This is a genomic window from Novosphingobium kalidii (genome assembly GCF_040534015.1).
Classification (GTDB): Bacteria; Pseudomonadota; Alphaproteobacteria; order Sphingomonadales; family Sphingomonadaceae; genus Novosphingobium; species Novosphingobium kalidii.
The window spans coordinates 36607-54122 of record NZ_JBEWLY010000009.1 but is presented as its reverse complement, the minus strand read 5'-3'; the positions used below and the strand labels follow the sequence as shown (position 1 = coordinate 54122).

Genomic DNA, 17516 nt, shown 5'->3' with positions numbered 1-17516 from the left:
TTCTCTTTCGCGGTTTGATCGGCCGCGGACAAGATGGGTGCCATAGATGTGAAAGCCCGGCGGCTGCGTGACCGCCGGGCTCCAGATGGTGCCAGCTTACATCCGGGCAGTTAGCGTCAGGACTGCCGAACGCGCCTCGCCCGGCATGGCCCAGCCGTTGTTGCGGATGCGCGTGAAGTACAGCTCATCAGCGATGTTCTTCACGTTCAGCTGCGCCGAGAGGTTCGGCGTGAAGTCATAGGCGAGGTACGCTTGATGCAGCAGGAAATCGTCGGAATAGACAACACCGGTGTTGCTCTGCGTGAAGGGGAAGCGGCCCTGATACGTGAACCCATACCCCACCGTGAGGCCGAAAGGCAGGCGGTAAGTGGTGAACAAGCTGCCCGAGTGCTTGGGCGTGTTGACGAGGCGGGAGCCGGCGCCGGGATCGGGATTGGCCACAGTGTTTGTGCAGGTTCCTTCACCCGGGTTCGCAAGGCAGAAGTCGGACACCGACTGCCGCAGAACGGGGTCTAAATACGTGTAGTTCGCGGTAATCGTCCAATCCGGCGTCACCTTGCCGATGGCGCTGAGCGAAATACCGTCTACGCGTGACTGGCCGTCGAGCTGCTCTTGTGGAACCACGGGATCGTTGGAAGCGATTGCGTACTTGTCACGCTCGTTGCGGAAAGCCGCTGCCGCGAGCAGCAGGCCGCCCTCGAACAATTCCGCCTTCGCGCCAATCTCGTAGTTCTGAGCAGACTCCGGGCTGATGTTGCAGGTCGCATCCGAGCACGAGCCGTTCACCGAGTTCTTCGACGGTGTGCGCGAATTGCCATAGGCCACGTAAAGGCTGACCGCTTCCACTGGCTTGTACACCAACCCCACCCGGTACGAGAACAGTGTGTCCGCGTTGCGGAACTCGGTGCCGGGCGTCATGTCGCCCAGAGTCGCGGCGTCGGTAGAGATGGAATTGGACTGATAGGTGCCGACATTCCGCTCCAGCCGTGCGCCTGCATTCAGCTCGAACTTGCCGAGCCGCATCGTATCGAACACGTAACCTGCGACATTGGTCTGCTCGCCGATGCGATAGACGTTCGGAATGAAGTTTATCGGCCCCGTGTAGACGTTGCTGCCGTATGTGAAGGCGCCCGGCCCAACGACGACGTCGTAGGGATTATCGATGTTGATCAGCGGGTAAATGGAGAAGAAGGGACTGCCGTCCGCATTACGCTGAGAGTTGCCTTGGTAAAGCTCATACTTTTCCCAAGTGGCGGCAACGCCGATCGCGAGGGTGTGTTCGATTAGGCCAGTGTTGACGATAGCGTTGAGGTCAAGCTGGTTGAAAGCGAGCTGATTGCGGCTGTCGCGCGTTGTTCCACGCGGACCGGTCGGCTGGTAGAAGCCCGCAGGGATTGTAACATTGATGGGATCGTTTCTGGTGCCGATGTTCGCTGTGCAGGCGCCTCCCGTCGGCGTCACCCCGCTAGAAAGGCAGTAGGTGCCCTGAGGCGGGTTCACGATCGTGAACTGGGTGACATCCTGCCATCGCGCGAGATTGCGGATGGAAACCGCATCGCTAAATTCATGCGCGAAGATAGCTGTGGCTTGATCGACATTCGACTTCTGGGTGTCGACATTGCGGTAGCCGAAGTAGTCGCCGCGCTCCACGCCTGGCACCAAGCCCTCGTAGTACGGCACGCCATATTGGGGGGTGTTGTCGTCCTCTTGGTGGAAGTACTGCAGCGTCAGGCTGGTCGGACCATCGATGCCGATCGTGGCCGAAGGCGCAACGCCCCAGCGCTTGTACTTGTCTACGTCGCGACCCGGCACGTCATTGCGGTGCCACATGGCGTTGAGCCGCACGGCGATGAGATCGTTGACGCGGTTGTTGAGGTCTGCCGTAGCGCGGTAGTAGTCGTCGGTTCCGACGCCTCCGGTTACTTCGTAAGCGTCTTCGGGAAGCGGCCGCTTTGTGACCAGGTTGATGTTCCCACCGACAGAGCCGGCACCCGAGATGACCGAGTTTGCACCGTTGGTGACCTCGATCTGCTCAAGATTAAAGGGGTCGGTGCGCGTGTACTGCGCGCTGTCACGCACGCCATCGACGGTGATGTCGTTATTCGCGCTGTACCCCCGCAAGTTGATGTTGTCGCCGTAGCCGCCGCCGCCTTCGCCCGCGCCGAAAGTGATGCCAGGAACTGTCGAGAGCACGTCGCGTAGAGTGAGCAGGTTTTGCTGCTCGATCACTTCGTTGGTGAGGACAGTGATGGTCTGGGGTGTGTCGCGTACCGGGCGGGTGCGCTTGGGAGACTCCAGCTTGCGGCCGGGCTCTTCCACGATCGCAGTGTCGGTAACAGTGAAGGTGCCGAGCGAACGCTCCTGAGGCTCCGCTTCCTGCGCATGTGCAACGGGCGCGAGAGCCGGTGCGATACAGGACAGTGCAAGGAACGTGCGGCGTGCTGCCGACGAGGACGATTTGATAGACATTTTCCCCCCTGAGGTACGTGTACGGTGAAGCATCGATATTGCGAGGCACTCGCATTATCAAGAAAATATTGCTTCTGATGCCCGACTGGTCCGACCGGGAGGAAGACACGCGGCGAGACCTTCAGGCGCCGGGTGTCTCCGGTTCAACAAGGAGGGCTGAAAGTGCTGGGCTGATCCACTCCCGCACATGGCCCTCACAGCGGATCAATGCTCGCACCGCGAGTCCCTCGCGGGTTGCGAGCGCTTCCATCGCGGCAGGCTCCTCTACGCTGAGAGCTGTCGCCCAGGCGTCTGCCCACATCGCCGAAGAGTGGATCACACTTACCGCCAGCGCATGGGCAACGGGATGGCCGCTACGTGGATCGATCGTGTGCCGCCCGCGCACGTAGTCGCCCGAGGTGGCGACTGCGAGCTGGTGGAGGGCGACGCGAAAGGGGCTTGCGCCGTGTGTTGGCGTTTCCAGCTCCACCCACCACGGATCCCCGTCTGGTCGGATGCCAAGCCCCAACAGTTCCCCGCCGACCTCGACAAGGGCATGACGACATTGGTGAGCGCGCAGCACTTCCCCCAGCGCGTCCACGGCAAAGCCTTTGGCAATGCCGGAGAAATCAAGCTGTAAGCCGCCGGGCTGGCGGAGCCTGCCATGCTCTGGATCATAGGCGAGGTGGGAGACGCCCGAGCGCCCCCGGGCCTGGGCCAGAGCGGCGGCGGTCGGCCTGCCGTCACTCGGCTCCGGACCAAAACCCCACAAGTTGACCAGCTCGCCAATTGCCGGATCGAAGCTGCCACCGCAGCTCTCACTGACTGAGAGAGCCGTCTCCAAGACGAGGACGAAATCTCGCGGCAAAGTGAACCATGTGCCGCCCGCCGCGCGATTAAAGCGGCCCAGCAACGAGTCTGGCCGCCAGTGGCTCATCTGCGCGAGGATCTGCTCGAGGCGCTGCGCCATGGCGGTCTCAAGTGCGGCCTGATCGAAGCCGGCAGGAGCGGCAAGCCGCACCTGCCATCGTGTGCCCATCGTCTCGCCACCCAGCTCGACGACTGGCGCGTCCTGGCGCCAGCCGTCGAGAGCCTCCGGATCGATGGCTAAGGGAACAGCGAGGCGCACGAGAGTGCTTCGAGGCGTCCGCTCAGGGCGCGACCACCTCAAGTGTGGTCGTGAAGCCCATCCGCCGCTTATCGGCGCGGGGCGTGCTCGCCTTGGCGTCCTCGGCGCTTGCGTTCAACCAGTACACGCCGGGAACGGGCCACTGTACCGTGACCACCCCGTCGGCGTCCGTCTTGAGTTCCTGCGCCTCTTCGGCTTCGCGGAACTTCTTGCCACCGGGAACGACAGTGACGTTTACGCCGGCGGCCGGCTTGCCATCCACGAGGAAGCGAAACCGCGCAGGCTCATCGGACACCAGCGAAGCGGGGTGCGTGAGAGGCTGGAACTCAAGCCCCTTACCTGTCGGCTCCAGCACCGTCATGGTCGGTGCATCGGCGGTCACGAAAACCATGTTTTTGGCCAGGACCTCCGTCAGGTTGATGTCGGTTGCGCCTGCGGGGATATCCTCCACGTTGGCCACCATGCGGATCGGTCCCGAACCCTGTGGTCTGGCTGGAGCAGCGGTCGGGGCTGCACCTTGCGGGCGCTGCATGTTCGCGCCGCCGGGTGCGCCGGCACCGGGGGCGGTTGCAGGACGACCGCGACCACCCACGCGCCATGTTTCGCCGTTAAGCTTGAAAGTGCCCATCACGCCGTTGCGTTCGGTCCCGATCGCCCACGTGCCGGGCTTGTCGATCTTGACGTCGAAGGTTGAGCGATACCGGCCGGTGGCCGCATTCTCAATCTTGCTCTCGATACCGTCGGGTGCCCAGACCTTCACCTGCTCAGGACTCATCGGCACGTGATCGGCATAGAACAGGTCGTTGGACACGGCAGCGTCCACTGTCACCCATTCGCTGGTGCCCGAAAGGCTCGTCGTCGACGGCAGCAGCCACTGACGGTGAGCGGACGCTGGGCTGGAGAGGATCGCGGCAAGGGCCGCGGCGGCAAACAAAGCGTGACGACAACGCATGGCAGATCCTTGTGCTTGAGCCCGAAGGGCGAAAATCTAGCGGACGGTGACCGCGCCGAGTTCGGTCTTGCCAGTGGCCGAGCCGGAGGCTTTCGGCACGGTGATCGGAACCGAAACGAGTTCACGCCCGCCGGTCTCACGCGCGGCTTCGACTTTCAGCACGTACTGGCCGGCAGGCAGGTTGGCGGGCAGCGGGATCTGGTAGGTGCCGGGAGCGCGGGTTGCACCGCTCACGCCGTCGGCAGGGAGCTTCAGAGAGCGGCCTCCCTTGCGCCACCAGGTGCGCAAGTCCGAAAGCCATTTTGTGCCGGGCTCGCCTCCGCCTTTTTTGACATCATACCACACGAATACCGTGCGCGCCTGACCGCCGGCCGCAGGCTCCAGCCAGCCGACGACGTAGGGGCGGTGGTACTCGGCGACATTGATTTTCGGGATCGTCACGCTGACCGTCGCGGCCGCAGCCGGTGCTGCAAACGTGCCGGCGACCAGCAGTGGGATGGAGGGCAGAAGCTTTGAATTCATTGCGGATAGCCTCAAAGTCAGTGAGCGAAGAACAGAGCGATAATCAGCGGTATGGCCAGGCTGAGGCCCACGAGCGGCCAGGTGGACGGCCGGTGCTTGGCATGAAGCTGAAGCAGCAACAGTCCGGTAAGCGTGAAGACGACACACGCGACAGCGAAGACATCGATGAACCAGAACCACGCGGTCCCGGTGTTGCGGCCTTTGTGCAGATCGTTGAGGTACGAGATCCAGCCGCGTTCGGTATTTTCCGCCATGACCTCGCCCGATGCGCGATCGATGCTCACCCAGGCGTCGCGGCCCGGGCCAGGCATCGCGATGTAGACTTCTGCTTCGTCCGACCAATCCGCGGAGTAGCCTGCGGGGTCCAGCATCACGGCCTTGGCGACTTCGCGTGCCACGTCTTGCGGGAGCGGCGCAGCTCCGTCGTTTGCTTCGGGCAGTTTCGCCAGCAGGGGCGCCGGCAACTGGCCGCTGCTTTGGGTAACAGTGGGTTCGGCGCTGATCGAAGCGGCGTGATTGAGGGTGATACCGGTGATCGAGAACAGCAGCATCGCAGTCAATGAAACCGCAGCGCTGACCCAATGCCACGTGTGCAACTGTTTAAGCCAAATCGTGCGAATCTTGCGATTCTTGCGTCCAGGGCGGACTTCGCCCGCACGGACCGCGGAGTCCTTGCGAAGAGCTGCGGCGCGCGGTGCGCTAGCGGACGGTGCGGCTTCGACGGCTTCCAAGTGCGCAAACTCTCTTCAAACGGGGACGCAAGGTCTGTTGTCGGCTGCCACTTCCCGACGAGACTGACCTCCTTCGGTCTGGACGCGCCGAGCCTTAGCTCCTATGAGAATGACTCGCAATAGCTCTATGATGGGAGTTCAAAAGGGCGTCATGGCGGCACTCGCATCGGCACTAGCAAGTCCTGGCCCGGCACTCAGCGTTCTTCGGCGAAGGGCCGGGAGGGTGGCACCCGTCGAGGATCTTACATCCCTGGCAGCCTCTGAACACTACGAGCGTGGACACTACGCGCCCTCACGCCGATCGGGTCCGGTCGCGTTCGTCGCATCACTTAGCGTGATGCTCGCGGTGGTGGCGGCGCTTGCCACCATCAACGTGGTCGCCAAACATCAGGTGAAGCCGCGTCTCACTGTCGTGGACATGGAGGAACTCGATACCGCGCCGCCGCCGACCCCTCCAGCGACGCGGCTGGACCAACCCGTTGAGCAGCCGCCTCAAGCCTTCATTCCCAAGCCGAAGATTCAGCTTCCGCTGCCGGGGCCAACGCAGATTGCTCTTGAAGCACCGCCCTTGGTTCAGGCGCCGCAAGTCATAGTGGCCAAATTCGCGCCGGACTCGGCAGGGCCTGCAACAGCGCCATCAGCCGCTCCTGCATCTGCGGCTCCGGCCGAGGGAGGGGATCTTTCCAGCCAAGTGATTTCAGCGAAGCCGCCGGCTTACCCCGTGGAGTCACGGCGCAAGCGTGAGCAGGGAACGGTAAAGCTGCTCTTGCTGGTCGGGCCGGACGGCCGGGTCGTTGACATTCAGGTGGCCAGCAGCAGCGGCAGCGAGCGCCTGGATAAGGCAGCTTTAACGGCGGTGCGGCGGTGGCGCTGGGCTCCGCTCAAGCGTGATGGAGCGCCTGTGGCTGTGCGCGGATACGTGACAATACCGTTTGTTCTTGTCTGACGCGACGCGGTTACGAAGGTTTATTTCGCGAACGGGATGATTTCGCTGCATCAAAACTCGACAGCAGGCATTTCTCGATGCCGAACGTCTTTGTTTTTCGCAGGAAATGAACTTGAGCCTTCTGCCCGACCGCCTCGAGGGCGGTAGACCTTATCCGCTCGGCGCCACTTCCGATGGGCTTGGCGTGAACTTCGCGATATTTTCCGCGCATGCCGAGATGATCGAGCTGTGCCTCTTCGACCCGAGCGGCCGACGGGAGATCGCTCGCTTTCCCCTGCCGGAGTGCACGGACGAGGTCTGGCACGGGTACTTGCCCGATGCCCGACCCGGACTTCTTTATGGCTACAGGGCGCATGGCCCGTATCGGCCCGAAGAGGGCCACCGCTTCAATCCCAACAAGCTGCTGCTCGATCCCTATGCCCGCCGGCTGCATGGCGGAGTGAAGTGGACAGACGCGCTGCACGCCTATCCCTTGCGCAGCAAGCGCGCGGACCTGGGCTTCGACAAGCGCGACAGCGCACCCGCCATGCCGAAGGGTGTCGTCACCCACGACTGTTTCGATTGGTCGCAGGATCGTCGCCCGAACACGCCGTGGTCGGAAACCGTGATCTACGAGGCCCACACCAAGGGCATGACCAAGCTCCTGGAGGAACTGCCACCGCAGGAGCGCGGAACCTTCGCGGGGCTCGCGCACCCGAAAATCATCGATCATCTCAAGCGGCTTGGCGTCACGGCGCTGGAACTGCTGCCGATCCAGGCCTTCACGCAGGACCGCTTCCTGCAGGAGAAGGGGCTCCGGAATTACTGGGGTTACAACACCCTCAACTTCTTCACGCCAGAGCCGAGCTACTTCGCTGACGAAGCCACGCAGGATGAGTTGCGCGTCGCGGTTCGCAGGCTTCACGCCGCGGGCATCGAGGTTATCCTGGATGTCGTGTACAATCACAGCTGCGAGGGCAGCGAACTAGGGCCGACGCTATGCTGGCGCGGGCTCGACAACGCGACGTACTACCGCCTGCTGCCCGATAACAAGCGCTACTGCCTCAACGACACCGGCACCGGCAATACCTTCAACCTCGGTCACGCGCGCGTCATTCAGATGGTGGCGGACTCGCTGCGCTACTGGGCGACCTCATACGGCATCGACGGCTTCCGGTTCGATCTGGGCCTTACTCTGGGCCGCACCGATCACGGCTTCGATCCCAACGCCGGCTTCTTTGATGTGCTGCGCCAGGACCCCGTGCTGGGTCGGCTGAAGCTCATCGCGGAGCCGTGGGACGTCGGCATGGGCGGCTATCAGCTTGGCAACTTTCCCCCCAGCTTTGCTGAGTGGAACGACAAATTCCGCGACACGACCCGCCGCTATTGGCGCGGTGACCCTGGCCAGCGGGCGGATCTGGCTGCGCGGCTCTCCGGCTCGGGCGATTTGTTCGATCGTCGGGCACGGCGGCCTTGGGCTTCGGTCAACTTCCTCACCAGCCATGATGGCTATACGCTGGCCGATCTCGTCTCCTACGAAGAACGCCACAACGAAGCGAACGGCGAGGACAACCGCGATGGTCATGACAACAACCTGTCGCGCAACTGGGGCGCGGAAGGGCCGACCGACGATGCCGGTGTAAAGGACACCCGCGCCCGCGTGCAGCGCTCGATGCTGACGACGCTCCTTGCCTCGCTCGGCACGCCGATGCTGGTCGCGGGAGACGAGTTCGGGCGGACCCAGGGCGGCAACAACAACGCCTATTGCCAGGACAACGAGATCAGCTGGCTCGACTGGTCGCTGCTGGAAAGCGAGGAGGGCGCCGCGCTGAATGCGTTCACGTCGCGCCTTATCGCGTTGCGCAAGGAGTACCCGGTCCTGCGCTCAAGGGTGTTCCTCTACGGCCAGGATTCGCCGGGGCAGGGCATCAACGACGTTGAGTGGTGGGACGAGAACGGGCAGCAGATTTCGCCTGACGACTGGCAGAACCCCGAAGGACGTGCCCTCTCGATGCGGCGGGCCGTGCAGATGGAGGATGGCCGCATGGAAGCGATCAACCTGCTGCTTAACGCCAGCGATGATCCGATCCGCTTTACTCTGACGACCGCGGTGGCCGAGCGCACGTTGCTGATCGACAGTGCAAGGCCTGAAGCCGCAGATGAGGAAATCGACGGGGAGGTAGAGGTGGCGCCGCACAGTGCGATGCTCATCCGCTCGGTCTCGGAGTTGACCGAGTGATGACCATCTGGGGCCCACGAGAGATCGACACGGAACGGTGGCGTTTTGCATTGTGGGCGCCCAGCCAGAAGGCGCCGAAGCTGGAGATTTACGGCGCTGAGCCGCTTGCCATGACTGCGGGCGAGGATGGCCTGTTCCACGCAGAGACAGCCGCGAAGCCCGGGACGCGCTATCGTTTCCGCCTTGATGATGATCTAGCGGTGCCGGATCCCGCCTCGCGCGCGCAAAGCGGCGGTGTCCACAGCTGGAGTGTCGTGGTCGATCATGGTTCCTATGGTTGGCGATCGCAGGAATGGCGCGGCCGACCTTGGGAGGAGACGATTGTGCAGGAACTGCATGTCGGCACCCTCGGCGGCTTTGCGGGAGTGGCGAATGAATTAGATCGCATTGCCGCCCTGGGAGTCACTGCGATCGAACTGATGCCGGTCGGCGCTTTTTCCGGCACGCGCAACTGGGGTTATGACGGTGTCCTGCCCTTCGCTCCTGCCGAGAGCTACGGGACGCCGGATGATCTGCGCGGGCTGATCGACAAGGCCCATGAGCTTGGGCTGATGGTGTTCCTGGACGTGGTGTACAACCACTTCGGACCGGACGGGAACTACCTTGGCGCCTATGCCCCCTCCTTCTTCCACACAGAGATCGACACGCCTTGGGGCGGTGCGGTTGCCGTGGACGAGCCGATGGTCGCAGCCTACTTCCGCGAGAATGCGCTGATGTGGCTGGAGGACTATCGCTTCGACGGCCTTCGGTTCGACGCTGTCCACGCGATCGGCAATCCGGGGTTCCTTGACCAACTCGCCCAGGACATTCGGGCGCGCATCGGTCCGGACCGTCACGTTCACCTTGTGCTCGAAAACGAGGAAAACGATGCGCAACGCCTGGAACCCGGCGTCTATGACGCGCAGTGGAACGATGACTTTCACAATGTGCTGCACGTGCTGCTGACAGGCGAGACCGACGCCTACTACAGCGACTTCGCCGACCACGCGGCGGAGCGGCTTGCCCGCTGCCTTGCCGAAGGCTTCATCTATCAGGGTGATCCGTCGCTCAATCATGACGGAAAGCTGCGAGGAACACCAAGCGCGGACTTGCGCCCGAGTGCTTTCGTATCCTTCCTGCAGAACCACGATCAGGTCGGCAACCGCGCCATGGGTGAGCGCCTGACATTGCTCGCCGATAAGGAGCGGTTACGCGCGGCAACAGCTCTGCTGCTGCTTTGCCCGCAGATCCCGCTCCTGTTCATGGGCGAAGAAACCGGATCGCGAACCCCGTTTTTGTTTTTCACGGATTTCCACGACGAGCTTGCCGACGCCGTGCGCGAGGGCCGTCGCCGCGAGTTCGCAAAATTCGCGGCTTTTCGTCACGAAGCAGCTCGGGAGCGGATACCGGACCCGAACGCCGAAGCCACCTTTGCAGCCTCCCGCACCGAGTCGGGACCCGACGCGGCGGAGTGGGAGAGCTTCTACCGCGAACTTATCGGCCTGCGTACGCGCCTGGTCGTGCCGCGTCTTAAGGGTGCCAAGGCCATGGGCGCGCAAGTGCTGGGCGAGAGGGCTGTCGCGGCATCCTGGCGCATGGGTGATGGGTCCACTCTGACCGTCGCACTCGATCTCGGGGAGGGACGCACTGATCTCCCGGACGGTCAGGGCGAGATCATCTTCAGTGAGGGCCAGCGCTTCGTCGCGCGGCTACACAGGGCGTGAGCGCGCTCCACGTCCTGGCCGAGGCAGTCGGTCTCGCGCGCGAATGGCGCGATGCGAGAGGATGCGAACAGGTCGTTGCCGACACCGCACTTGCGACAATCCTGGGCGCGCTCGGCTACCCCGCAGAGAGCGATGCCGAGGCCCGCGCCAGTCTTGCACGCCTACAGGAGGAAGCTGGCCAGCCGCCCGCATTTCTGTCAGCCGACGTGAATAAGCCTGAAGCATTGCCCTCTCCCCTGGCGCACGCGACCACAGCGGAACTGCAGTTGGAAGACGGCTCCACTCGCCAGCTCACAGTTCAGGACGGAATGCTGCCGGGCATCTCCGAGTTCGGCTACCACACCCTGCGTATCGCCGGGCACACGCTGGTGCTCGCCGTCGCGCCGCCACGCTGCCTGTTGCCGTCGGATCTGGCCGGAGCGAAGCGTAGCCGCCTCTGGGGCACCGCAATCCAGATCCCTTCGCTTCACGAAAAGCCCGCTGCCTATGGCGACTTTGACGACTTGCGCGGCGCGGTCCGGCTGTTTGCCGACCGCGGCGCGGACGCGGTTGCGATCAGCCCGGTCCATGCTCCCAATCCGGCGAACAATCGCAGTTTCAGCCCCTACTCTCCTTCCAGTCGGCTCTTCCTCAACCCCGTCCTTGCTGAGCTGAACGAGAGTAGCGAAGATGGCGGCTCGCTGATCGACTGGTCTGCAAGCTTGCCCCAGCGCTATCAGGGGCTGCGTCGCACCTTCGCGGCGCTGGACGCTGACGCGCGCGCGCAAGTGAACAAGTGGGCGCAGGCCCAAGGCGCAGCGCTCCAGCGCCACGCGCTGTACAATGCCCTGTCGCTCCACTTCAGCGAGAATGGTGCGGGCTGGCAAGCCTGGCCGCAAGAGTATCAGGACCCCGACGGACCTGCCGCCGCACGCTTTGCCGCCGAGCGCACAGACGAAGTGGAGTTCCACTTCTTCACCCAGTGGCTCGCCGGGCGATCGCTGGCCGCTGCCCAGCGGGAGGCGACGAAGGCAGGCGCCGCCATCGGTCTGATATCCGACCTCGCCGTGGGGATCGATCCCGGCGGCAGCGATGCCTGGGCGCTGCAAGGCGCCATGCTGCAGGGGCTTACCGTAGGCGCTCCGCCTGATCTGCTGGGGCCGGAAGGGCAGAACTGGGGCCTTACCAACTTCTCGCCGCGTGGCTTGGCCAGAAGCGCTTTCGCGCCGTGGATCTCCACTGTGCGGGCAGCATTGCGCCATGCCGGCGGCGTGCGGATCGACCATGCCTTCGGTCTTGCGCGGCTCTGGATTGTGCCTGGCGGGGCGGCCGCAAGTGAAGGGGCTTATTTGCGCTACCCGTTCACCGACATGCTGCGCCTGCTGGCAATCGAGTCGCACCGCGCCGGCGCGATCATCGTTGGTGAGGACCTTGGCACCCGCCCGTCGGGATTTATCGAGCCGTTCTCGGAGAAGGGCATCCTCGGCATGCGCGTCCTGTGGTTCGAGCGTGACCACGCAGGCGGGTTCTGTCGGCAGGAGGACTTTCCGGTCCAGGCCATCGCCATGAGTGGCACACATGATCTCGCGACGGTAGCGGGCTGGTGGCGAGGCCGCGACATCGAATGGAACCGTCGCCTGGGGCGGGGTGCCAGCGCGCAGGAGGAAGGCGTGAAAGAGGAGGAGAGGCAACGCATGGCGGATCGTAAGGCGCTTTGGGACGCCGTCGGCAAAGGCGCTCCTCAGCCCGCGCAGGACGATCCTGCGCCCGTGGTCGACGCTGCGGTTGAGCACCTTGGCAAAACGCCTTCGGCCCTGGCGATCATTCCGCTTGAGGATCTGCTGGGACTGGAAGAGCAGCCGAACCTGCCCGGCACGATCGACGAGCATCCCAACTGGCGCCGCCGCCTCTCCGCACCGCTTGCCGATTTGCTGGCCGAGCCGGTGACGGCGCGCCGCATTGCCGCTCTTGTCGAGGCTCGCTCCGCATGATCCCCCGCGCGACTTACCGCCTTCAGTTCCACGCCGGCTTCACCTTCGCGGACGCGGAGGCCATCGTTCCGTATCTCGCCAAGCTTGGCGTCAGTCACCTCTATGCCTCCCCCATCACCGCTGCCGCCAAAGGTTCGACACACGGCTACGACGTGATCGATCCCACCCGGATCAATCCCGAGCTTGGCGGCGAAGAGGGCTTCACCCGCCTCGCTGCGGTGCTTCGAGAGCATGGCCTGGGCCTCATCATCGATATCGTACCCAATCATATGGGTGTTGCCGGCGACGAGAACGCCTGGTGGATGGACGTGCTTCGGCACGGCCAGGCGAGTGCCTACGCCGGAGTTTTCGACATCGACTGGAGCCAGCGAGTGGTGCTGCCGGTTCTCGGCACTCCGCTCTCCGATGCCATCGCGGATGGCGCGGTGAAGTTGGTTCACGGAGGCGACGGGCTGGGCATACAACTATACGGTGGCGCGACTTACCCGATCCGCCCCGATGATCCGATCCACACGGAGGACGTGCAGGCCGCGATTGCGGGCCAGAGCCCTGCTGAGCTGACCGCCTTGCTGGAGCGCCAGCACTATCGCCTTGTTTACTGGCGAACCGCCAACGACCGCCTGAAGTGGCGCCGCTTTTTCTCGATCAACGAGTTGGCCGGAGTGCGAGCGGAAGACCCCGATGTTTTTGCGCTGACGCACCGTCTCTACTTCGACCTTTTCGCGCGGGAGCTTATCGACGGCGTGCGCATCGACCACGTGGACGGTCTGACCGATCCCGCCGGGTATTGCCGCAGCTTGCGCGAGCGCTTTGACAGCATCGCGCCTGACCGCCACGCCTATATCGTCGTTGAAAAGATTCTCGCCCCCGAAGAGCCGTTCGCGACCGACTGGGCAATTGAGGGGACCAGCGGCTACGATTTCATGCGCGAAGTCTCGGAGATCCTCCACGAGCCGGCGGGGCAACAAACGCTGGAGGCGCTCTGGGAAGAGGTGAGCGGCCGCAACGCGGACTTCGATCTTGAGGCGCTTGCTTCGCGGCAAGACTTGCTGGCTTGGCAGTTCGAAGGGCAACTTGTCGCCTGCGTAGGCAGCTTCCACGCGCTCGCGCAAGCCGAGGGCCACGGATGGGTGACGCAGGGCATGTTGCGCAGGGCGGTCGAGCGGCTCCTTTGGGTGTTCCCGGTCTATCGCACTTACGGCACCGGCGCCGCCGCCCCTGCCGCGGATGAGGTCACCCGCAAGGCCGCAAGAGAGGCTGCGCTGCCGCTCATGCCGCCGGGTGAGGTTCCGGTACTCGATCTCGTGCTTGGCTGGCTTGCAGGGGACGGCAGCGCGCAAGGCGCGATTGCCGCGCAAGCCGTGCGGCGGTTCCAGCAGCTCTCCGCGCCGATTGCGGCGAAGGGCGTGGAGGACACTGCCTTTTACCGGCATGGCGTGCTGCTCTCGACGAACGACGTGGGCTTCGATCCGGGGCGTTTCGCATGCAGTCCGGCCGATTTCCACCAGGCGATGCGCGGCCGGGCCGCGAACTACCCGCATGCCATGCTCGCCACGGCCACGCACGACCACAAGCGCGGCGAGGACGCCCGCGCGCGCCTGGCGGTGCTGAGTGCAGTGCCGGACATTTGGGCGAGCCACGCTCGACCTTGGCTGGAATTTGCCGCCGAAGAAGCTGAAGCGGTCGCCCCTGACGACGTCTACGCGCTGCTGCAGACGCTCGTCGGTGCCTGGGAAGAAGGCGACGAAAGCCTGCTGCCGCGCGTTCATGACTGGCAGCGCAAGGCACTGCGCGAAGCCAAGCTGCGCTCCTCATGGGAAGCACCCGAAGAGGGCTACGAAGCGCGCTGTCACGAACTTGCTACCTTGATGCTAACGGGCGCTGAGGGGGCCAGCTTCCGCGACGAGTTCTCGCAGTTCATGCAAAAGATCACCGCGCCCGCGCTCGCGAACACGCTGGCGCAAACAGGGCTGCACCTGCTCGCGCCCGGGGTGCCCGACATCTATCAAGGCTGCGAGCTGATGGACTTTTCGATGGTTGACCCGGACAACCGCCGCCCGGTTGATTTCGCGAAGCGCCAGCAGATGCTCGCAAGCGGTACGAGCGACGGTGAGGGCGCCAAGCTGCGCCTCATCGCGGAGCTGCTGACACGGCGCAAGGAGAGCCGGGCCCTTCAGGATGGCGGTTACGAATCGCTGGAGGTGACGGGGCAGCGTGCGGCGCATGTAATAGCTTTCGCTCGTGGCCATGGAGAAGACCGCCTGCACTGCGCGGTCGCCATTCGGCTGGGAGAAACGCTGCTGGGCCAATCGGCTCCGCTGCCCGAGCCGGGCTGGTGGGGCGACACGCATGTGATTGTGCGTGACGGAGAGCGTCGGGCTGCGCATGATCTTTTCGCCGCCAGCGTCGTGGCAGTTCGCTGAGGGGGCTGTCCCGCAGCCTCGGTACCGTTAGAGTGTGCGCCATGACCCATTCGACCGAATCAAACTCGCACTCGCACCGTCGCTCCCTGGCGGAGTCAAGCCGATGAGCGCCGCTCCGGAACTGGTACTGACAGGCGGGCTGGTCCACACCCCGTCGGGTGCGGTCCACGCCGACGTAGCCGTGGGAGACGGCAAGATCCTGGGCATCGGCAGCTACCCAGATGCGAGCCGGCACCTCGATTGCACCGGGTTGGACGTGCTGCCGGGCGTAATCGACAGCCAGGTGCATTTCCGCGAGCCGGGCCTGGAGCACAAGGAAGACCTCGAAAGCGGCAGTCGCGCTGCCGTGATGGGCGGCATCACCGCTGTGTTCGAGATGCCCAACACCAATCCCAACACCGATTCGGTCATGCGCGTGCACGACAAGCTCTCACGCGGGCTGCATCGCATGTATTGCGATCACGCGTTCTATGTCGGTGCGACGGCTGAGAATGCCGATGATCTTGCCGAGTTGGAGCGCATCCCCGGCACAGCAGGGGTCAAGATCTTCATGGGCGCATCCACCGGTAGCTTGCTGGTGGCCGAGGATGAGGCGCTTGCGCGCGTGCTGGCAAGTGGCCGGCGTCGTGTTGCCATCCATGCCGAAGACGAGGCGCGAATGAACGAGCGCAAGGGGGAGCGCATCGAGGGCGATCCTTCGAGCCATCCGGTTTGGCGCGATGACGAGAGCGCCATGTTGGCGACCAAGCGCATCCTACGCCTGGCACGCGAGGCCAGGCGGCCGATCCACGTGCTCCATATCACGACTCCTGCCGAACTGGAGCTTCTAGCCCAGCATCGGGATATCGCGACCTGTGAAGTCACGCCCCAGCATCTCACGCTGGCGGCGGAAGAGGCCTATCCCGCGCTGGGCACATACGCGCAGATGAACCCGCCCATCCGCTCGTCCGCGCATCGCGCCGGCTTGTGGCACTGGCTGCATCAGGGCGTGCCCGACGTGCTTGGCTCTGACCACGCGCCGCACACGCTTGAGGAGAAGGCGAAGACGTATCCCGCCAGCCCTAGCGGGATGCCGGGAGTGCAGACGCTGCTGCCGCTCATGCTCGACCACGTAGCGAAAGGACGCATGACGCTGGAGCGGCTGATCGACATGACCAGCGCCGGAGTCCAGCGCGTATTCGGCCTGGTCGGCAAGGGGCGCATTGCGGCTGGTTATGACGCCGATTTCACGGTGGTGGATCGCAAGGGCCAGTTCACGATCAGCGAGGACTGGCTTGAGAGCCGCTGTGGTTGGTCGCCGTTCACCAGGATGGAGCTGGAGGGCCGCGTGGTCGGCACGATTGTGCGCGGGCACTTCGCAATGTGGGAAGGGCAGCTTGCCAACACCGCCCAGGGTGAGCCGCTGCGGTTCGCGGGCGCTCTCTGATGGCTGCGACCCTGTAGGTTAGACCGGCGCTTCCACCTCATCCTGAGGCGCCGGTCTCCTTGCTTTCAGAAGGTCCCAGCAGAACACAGCGATGGCGCTCCAGATCATCGCAAAGCTTGCCAGCTGCACCGGCTTCAGAGGTTCATGGAAGACAAGCAGACCCTGCAGGAACACCATGGTCGGCGTAAGGAACTGGACGAAGCCAAGCGCTGAGTAGCTCATCCGCCGGGCTGCCGTGGCGAACATCAGCAGTGGCAGGCCCGTGATAACGCCGGCGAAGCCGAGAGCTACGGTTGTCACGGTAGAATCGCCCAGCGAAAGACCTCCCGGCTGGCCCGCCAACCAGAAGAGGACAGCCGTAGCAGGGATGATCAGCACAACAGTTTCGACGGTGAGGCCAGGAAGCGACCCCACGGGGGTGACCTTCCGCACCAGTCCGTAGCCGCAGAAGCTCACCGCCAGAGTCATGCTGACCCACAAAGTGTTGAGCGCGCCCCAAGCCAGGATCGTAACGCCTACTGCGGCAAGGCCAACAGCAAGCCAGCGCCGGGCGGACAGGCGCTCTCCCAGGAAGACCGTCCCTGCCAGCACGTTCATCAGCGGGTTGATATAATACCCAAGACTTGCCGCGAAAACGTGGTCCGTCGCGATCGCGAAAACGTAGACGACCCAGTTCGTGGCGATGAGGAACGCGCTCAGTACCAGCGCTCTCAACGTCCGTGGATCGGAGAACGCCTGCGCGACCTGACCGAACTGGTGGCGGAAGGCGACGATGACAAGGCACACCGGGACAGTGAAGAGAACGCGCCAGCCCACAACCTCAAGCGCGGCCACGTCCCGCAGCAGATGGAAGTAGAGCGGGAGAAGACCCCATAAGAGGTAAGCCCCAAGAGCTTGGGGAAGGCCGCTATGCGATCGGGAGCCTGCGTTCATTTGGCCACCCCTAGAGGAGCGGAGCAGAAGCCAGCAAGCAACTCGTCGCAGTGAGAAACTCGTCTCATCGAAAAGCGCAATTCTGAAGGGTTGGTTGGGTTCCATTCAGGTTCGT

12 protein-coding genes are annotated in these 17516 nt (G+C 63.9%); 6 read left to right on the top strand and 6 right to left on the bottom strand.

Annotation, left to right across the window (positions count from 1 at the left end; translation table 11 throughout):
• Window positions 1-96 precede the first annotated feature (96 nt).
• The 5 genes from ABVV53_RS05985 to ABVV53_RS05965 form a co-directional block, all read right to left on the bottom strand.
• Window positions 97-2469 carry a TonB-dependent receptor gene (locus ABVV53_RS05985; protein ID WP_353983489.1) on the bottom strand — a complete coding sequence of 791 codons (2373 nt, stop codon included), beginning with the start codon at window positions 2467-2469 and terminating at the stop codon, window positions 97-99.
• 121 nt (window positions 2470-2590) lie between these two features.
• On the bottom strand, window positions 2591-3577 hold the full coding sequence (locus tag ABVV53_RS05980) for an FAD:protein FMN transferase (RefSeq protein WP_353983488.1): 987 nt from the start codon (window positions 3575-3577) through the stop codon (window positions 2591-2593).
• 22 nt (window positions 3578-3599) lie between these two features.
• Window positions 3600-4529, bottom strand: coding sequence for a DUF4198 domain-containing protein (locus ABVV53_RS05975; RefSeq protein WP_353983487.1), 930 nt, complete (start codon window positions 4527-4529; stop codon window positions 3600-3602).
• Window positions 4530-4565: 36 nt separating this feature from the next.
• Complete coding sequence (locus ABVV53_RS05970; protein WP_353983486.1) at window positions 4566-5051, bottom strand: DUF2271 domain-containing protein; 486 nt, start codon at window positions 5049-5051, stop codon at window positions 4566-4568.
• Window positions 5052-5068: 17 nt separating this feature from the next.
• Window positions 5069-5671 carry a PepSY-associated TM helix domain-containing protein gene (locus ABVV53_RS05965; RefSeq protein WP_353983500.1) on the bottom strand — a complete coding sequence of 201 codons (603 nt, stop codon included), beginning with the start codon at window positions 5669-5671 and terminating at the stop codon, window positions 5069-5071.
• A 334-nt stretch (window positions 5672-6005) separates the two neighbouring features.
• Here ABVV53_RS05965 and ABVV53_RS05960 point away from each other — a divergent pair, with 334 nt between their 5' ends.
• The 6 genes from ABVV53_RS05960 (at window position 6006) to ABVV53_RS05935 (ending at window position 16468) form a co-directional block, all read left to right on the top strand.
• A complete protein-coding gene (locus ABVV53_RS05960) occupies window positions 6006-6728 on the top strand; it encodes an energy transducer TonB (RefSeq protein WP_353983485.1) in 723 nt (240 codons plus the stop codon).
• A 112-nt stretch (window positions 6729-6840) separates the two neighbouring features.
• Window positions 6841-8946, top strand: coding sequence for a glycogen debranching protein GlgX (gene glgX, locus ABVV53_RS05955; protein WP_353983484.1), 2106 nt, complete (start codon window positions 6841-6843; stop codon window positions 8944-8946).
• Complete coding sequence (gene treZ, locus ABVV53_RS05950; RefSeq protein ID WP_353983483.1) at window positions 8946-10649, top strand: malto-oligosyltrehalose trehalohydrolase; 1704 nt, start codon at window positions 8946-8948, stop codon at window positions 10647-10649. Before glgX ends, treZ begins: the two co-directional genes overlap by 1 nt.
• Window positions 10646-12619, top strand: coding sequence for a 4-alpha-glucanotransferase (gene malQ / locus ABVV53_RS05945; RefSeq protein ID WP_353983482.1), 1974 nt, complete (start codon window positions 10646-10648; stop codon window positions 12617-12619). The genes treZ and malQ overlap by 4 nt, the downstream gene beginning before the upstream one ends.
• Window positions 12616-15042, top strand: a complete 2427-nt coding sequence (gene treY, locus ABVV53_RS05940) for a malto-oligosyltrehalose synthase (protein ID WP_353983481.1) — start codon at window positions 12616-12618, stop codon at window positions 15040-15042. The genes malQ and treY overlap by 4 nt, the downstream gene beginning before the upstream one ends.
• Window positions 15043-15145: 103 nt before the next feature.
• Entirely contained in the window at window positions 15146-16468 is a 1323-nt protein-coding gene (locus ABVV53_RS05935) for a dihydroorotase (RefSeq protein WP_353983480.1), read from the top strand.
• Between the two features lie 18 nt (window positions 16469-16486).
• Here the strand turns inward: ABVV53_RS05935 and rarD are convergent, their stop codons facing one another.
• Entirely contained in the window at window positions 16487-17401 is a 915-nt protein-coding gene (gene rarD / locus ABVV53_RS05930; protein WP_353983479.1) for an EamA family transporter RarD, read from the bottom strand.
• Window positions 17402-17516: the final 115 nt, after the last annotated feature.

Coding starts and splice junctions, on each gene's coding strand:
- rarD (WP_353983479.1), bottom strand. CDS start 17,401: ATGAACGCAGGCTCCCGATCGCATAGCGGCCTTCCCCAAGCTCTTGGG.
- treZ (WP_353983483.1), top strand. CDS start 8,946: ATGACCATCTGGGGCCCACGAGAGATCGACACGGAACGGTGGCGTTTT.
- ABVV53_RS05975 (WP_353983487.1), bottom strand. CDS start 4,529: ATGCGTTGTCGTCACGCTTTGTTTGCCGCCGCGGCCCTTGCCGCGATC.
- ABVV53_RS05970 (WP_353983486.1), bottom strand. CDS start 5,051: ATGAATTCAAAGCTTCTGCCCTCCATCCCACTGCTGGTCGCCGGCACG.
- ABVV53_RS05935 (WP_353983480.1), top strand. CDS start 15,146: ATGAGCGCCGCTCCGGAACTGGTACTGACAGGCGGGCTGGTCCACACC.
- ABVV53_RS05985 (WP_353983489.1), bottom strand. CDS start 2,469: ATGTCTATCAAATCGTCCTCGTCGGCAGCACGCCGCACGTTCCTTGCA.
- treY (WP_353983481.1), top strand. CDS start 12,616: ATGATCCCCCGCGCGACTTACCGCCTTCAGTTCCACGCCGGCTTCACC.